At 63.0% G+C, this 4,581-nt stretch carries 3 protein-coding genes; all 3 read right to left on the reverse strand.

Annotated elements, in window-relative coordinates:
• Positions 1-308: 308 nt before the first annotated feature.
• Complete coding sequence (locus CXY71_RS00495; protein WP_104133786.1) at positions 309-1,271, reverse strand: RimK family alpha-L-glutamate ligase; 963 nt, start codon at positions 1,269-1,271, stop codon at positions 309-311.
• A gap of 72 nt (positions 1,272-1,343) precedes the next feature.
• Entirely contained in the window at positions 1,344-2,918 is a 1,575-nt protein-coding gene (locus CXY71_RS00500; protein ID WP_104133787.1) for an AbgT family transporter, read from the reverse strand.
• A 70-nt stretch (positions 2,919-2,988) separates the two neighbouring features.
• The gene (locus CXY71_RS00505) at positions 2,989-4,317 is read right to left on the reverse strand and encodes a M20 family metallopeptidase (RefSeq protein WP_104133788.1); all 1,329 of its coding nucleotides are present in this window, start codon (positions 4,315-4,317) and stop codon (positions 2,989-2,991) included.
• Positions 4,318-4,581: the final 264 nt, after the last annotated feature.

The following is a 4,581-nucleotide window of genomic DNA, read 5'->3' on the forward strand; positions in this document are numbered from 1 at the left end:
CGTGTTGCTTGATCGCGAAGATCCCACCCACATGATTTTGCTGGAGCGGTGGACGTCGGCCGACGCTGACGCGGCCTATCGGGCGTGGCGCGCGGGCGCGACCGAACTGAGCTCATTGCCAGCCAGCGTCCCCCAGGTCTCAATGTTTGAGAGTGCCAGCGACATCTGACTGAGCACTACGGTGCACACCCGAGGTCATGTTCACGTACTCGGGTTTGCTGTGTATGTTCCCGGTTATAGAACCGCGCCGGATAAACCGCCTACTGGTGCCGGGGCCGGCACCGGCGCCGGTGCCGGCCCCACGTATTTTAGGCTGCGAGCTTTTTGAGGTATCGAGCGAGGGCACGTGGGGCCGAACGAGGGGCCTCGGCCTCGACGAGCGCGTTGTAGTTCGTGTTGGTGTTCACGTCGTAGGTGAGCACCCGACCGTCTTCAGCTTCGATGAACTCGATACCGCAGACTTCCAAGCCGTTGCGGCGCGCGAACTCGAGGTACTTCTCGATGATCGAGTGGTCGAAGTCTTCCCGCAGGCTGAACAGCTGCTGACCGGCCACGGGTGCGATAGTGGCGCCGGGAGGCATGATCAGCTCGCGCGTGATCGGGTCGATGGCGCAGGCATCCGCTGGACACAGCTGGAAGCCGCCGCGCGCGGTGTCGGCTTTGACGGCGTAGATGAACTCACCGCCGATGATCTCGGCCCGGGTGATGAACGGTTCCGCCGCCTGGATGTATTCCTGAATCAGGGTGATGCCATCTTGCGGCTCCTCGAACTCGTCGGAAGCTACGTACTCGGCGAGTTCTTCGTGGCTCGTGAACTTGCGCACGCCCAGACCCTTGCCGCCCTGGTTGTGCTTGGTCATGAACGGGGTGGGAAAGTCGCGTGCGGCGGCGAGAATTTGCTCGCGGCCCACCGCCGCCACGGTGCGAGGGGTGTCGATGCCAGCGGCCTTGAGCGCGACCAGCTGCTCGACCTTACTCATCTCAAGCTCGAGCACACGTCGGCCGTTCACTGTACGGCGGCCGTGGGCCTCGAGCCAGGCCAACACGGCGCGGGCGTAGTCTTTCGACTTTCCATGGTCACGCGTGTGAGCGGATGCGCTGATGCGCGACCAGAAGATTCCCTCCGGTGGTACCGAATCCAGGTCGAGAACGCCGTCGGTGAGCAGCCATTCCTTTACCTCCATGCCCTCTGCTTCAAAGGCCCGGGCGAATGGTGGAAACCATTCGGGGTTCTCGTGCAGGGCATAGATCGTGGGTTGGTTAACAGTCATGAAAATCCTTTCGGGTCGCACTGAGCTTAAGGAGGCTCCGGCGCGGCGTATTCCTTGGGTCTTGCGCAGTTACTACTGCGGGATCATGATGCCGTTGCCCGGGCCCATCGGTAGGTCGAAAAAGAAGAAGACACTCAGCACGGCTACCCAGGCGAGCCAGAAGGTGACCGCGAAGGGCAGCATGCGGGCGATTATGGTGCCAAGCCCCGCCTGTGGCTCGTATTTGCGCAGCATCGTGAGGAGCACGATCATGTACGGATTGAGGGGTGTGAGTACCTGGGTGGCCGAATCTCCGACCCGGAAAGCCCCCTGGATGAACGCGGGCTCATAGCCAAGTAATACGAACAGCGGCACGAACACTGCGGCCATCAGCGTCCACATGGCCGAACCGGAAATGATGAAAAGGTTCAGCAGCGAGGCGAGCAGTACGAAGGCAACGACGGCCGAAAATCCGGTGAGGCCAATGGACTCAAGGCCCCCGGCTCCGGCAACGGCGAGCCAGCTTCCGATTCCGGAGAAATTGAACAGGGCGACAAACTGGCCGAGGATGAACGCGAGCACGAGGAATCCGCTCATGTCCTTGATGGCGTGCCCCATCACGCGGGGTACGTCACTGCCCCTGGCGATGGTTCCGGTGATCTTGCCGTACACCAGCCCTGGAATCACGAACGTGGCGAAGACGATGAACACGATCGAACTCAACAGAGGCGAGCGAGGCAGGAACCCGCCATCTTCGTTTCGCCACGGGGATTCGGGCAGAAGCACGCCGACGAGGATCACTCCGGCAACGACGACGCCTGCCACGAAAGCCCAGAACAGGCCGCGATTCTCGGTGTCCGTGAGCCGCGTGTTCATCGCGGCGGGACCCGGCACGTCGTCGTTGTCGATGATCTCCTCGCGCGCGATCCCTTGGCGGCCCAGACGCGGTTCGAGGATTTTGTCGATCATGAAGCCGGCCAGGGCGATGAGTACGAGCGCGGAGACCACATTGAAGAAGTAGTTCGAAATCGGGGTCACAACGGAACCGGCATTGGGTAGGTTCTGTGTGACCGACGTGGTGATGCCGGCGAATAGGGCGTCGAGGCTTGTCACGAACAGCGAGGTGGAGTAGCCGGCACCCACGGCGGCAAACCCACCGAGCAGCCCGGCGACGGGATGCCGGCCGGCGGCCTTGAACACCAAAGCTGCAAGCGGGGGGATCACCACGAATGCCGCATCCGACATGATCGACCCCACGACCCCCACGAACGCCACGGCGTAGGGCAGCGACCAGCGCGGCGCCGAGCCGAAAGCCTTACGGATCAGCGCAGCGAGCAGGCCGGACTTCTCGGCAACACCGACCGCGAGCAGGATGGGGAGCACCGTCGCCAGCGGCGGGAAGCCCAGGTAGTTGACCCCAATGTTCTGGGTGAACCACGTGAGCCCTTCGGCGGTGAAGAAGCCCTTAATTACCGTGATCTCGTCGGTCCCGGGCAACTGCACCGTGACGTTGGCCCAGGCCATGGCAGTCGACGCCACCGCCGTGATTGCGAACAGCAGGAGGAAGAGCATGAACGGGTCGGGCAGCTTGTTGCCGACGCGTTCGATTCCGCCGAGTACACGGTCGATCAGAACGGTGCGCCGAGTGAGGATCTGTGCTGAAGACATGGGGACTACCTTGCGTCGGAGGGAACGAAACGATCGGTGTGAGCGGAGTTAGACAGTGACCGGTCAGGCGTCAGTCGAAGAAGTGCGGCACATCGACGGCGCCGCCCTGTTCCGCGAACTCTTCGGCCACGCTGCGTCGTAATTCGGCGTCGCAGAGAAAATCCAGGGCGGTGAGGGCGAGACCACAGGCGCCGTCGAGGGCACCCGACTCCGCGGCATCCGTTGCGGCGGCCGCCGCGAATTCGCGGGTATGCAGGGCAACGTCGGGTGCGGCAATTTTGATCAGAGGGTGGATACCGGGGATGCGATGGCTCACGTTGCCGAAGTCGGTGGACGCTGCGATGGTTTCTGACACCACGCCCAGCGGGAGTGGCTGGCGTCCACGGTGCTGCTGGGCGGCGACCCACCGACCGGTGAGCGCGCTGTTCGTACGCACGGGGAGCGATGGGGCGTGCTCGTCCCAGTCGATCTCAACACTCGTTCCCGTCATCAATGCTGCGCCGCGCGCGATGTCGTCCAGTCGCACGCTGAGGTCTTTGAGCGTGTCCGCGTACTTGGAACGGGCGTAAAGCTTAAGTACTGCGCGCTCGGGAATAATGCTCGGCCGGGTTCCCCCCTCACTGATTACAGCATGCACGCGGTCTACCGGAGGAAGCTGTTGACGCAGCAGCCCAACAGCTTGGTACGCCAGAGTGGCGGCGTCGAGAGCGTTGCGACCCATGAAGGGTTGAGCGGATGCATGCGCCGCGACGCCCGTGAATGTCACGGTGAGCACACGGCGACCGAGCCACACCTGGTCGGCGAGGTCGTAGCCGTACGGGTGCACCATAATCGCGGCGTCTACGCCCTCGAAGGCGCCGTGCCTGGCCATCACTTCTTTGCCAGAGAAGCCTTCCTCGGCGGGAGTTCCGAGCAAAATCACCCGACCGCTGAATGCGTCGGGATTCTTCTTGAGTGTGTTAGCCAACGCGAGGAAAGCGCCGACGCCGGTGGCGGCGATGACGTTGTGCCCGCAGCCGTGCCCCACGTCGGGCAAGGCGTCGTACTCGCTGAGAATCGCGATGACCGGGCCGTCGTCCGACCCGATCTCGGCGCGAAACGCGGTGTCGAGTCCGTGCACGCCGAGTTGCGCGGCTATCCCATAGCGACCGAGCAGCTCCACCAGATAGGCGGCGCTTCGATGCTCGGCGAAGGCGATCTCCGGGTCGGCGTGCAGGGTGTGAACGACGTCGTTTAGGTCCCGGACGAGCGCCTCAACCTGGCTTTCGACTACGCTTGCGAGTTTCTCCGGGGCCCCGGAGAAAGGCGACGGCACCGATTCAGAGGTCTGTATCCTGCGGGCCGTTTCGGCCTGAAGCTTCTGCAGATACGTGGTGCTCGGCACTGTGGAATGGCTCATATATCCACCCTAGACAGGGAGACTACCCGGTGTCGCCGTGCTGACCTATGCCGTCATCTCCAGAACCGGTGCTGGTAGTAGATACAGTACGGGCCACGGACGAGCGGCCCGGTCATGCCTGCGATTGCTCCCCCGACTCCATGGACATCTCGGCGATCCGCTTGATTGCGGCGAGGGTTTTCAGGATGCCGTCGAGGGCTTGCTGGGTGCGGTCGATGATCTGAGTGTGTGCGTCTTCGCCGAACTTCTCCTCGAACATGGCGA

Source organism: Cryobacterium sp. Y62, from assembly GCF_002929785.1.
GTDB lineage: Bacteria > Actinomycetota > Actinomycetes > Actinomycetales > Microbacteriaceae > Cryobacterium.

Excerpts from the sequence above, each read along its gene's own strand:
- CXY71_RS00495 (WP_104133786.1), bottom strand. The coding sequence starts at position 1,271 with ATGACTGTTAACCAACCCACGATCTATGCCCTGCACGAGAACCCCGAA.
- CXY71_RS00505 (WP_104133788.1), bottom strand. The coding sequence starts at position 4,317 with ATGAGCCATTCCACAGTGCCGAGCACCACGTATCTGCAGAAGCTTCAG.
- CXY71_RS00500 (WP_104133787.1), bottom strand. The coding sequence starts at position 2,918 with ATGTCTTCAGCACAGATCCTCACTCGGCGCACCGTTCTGATCGACCGT.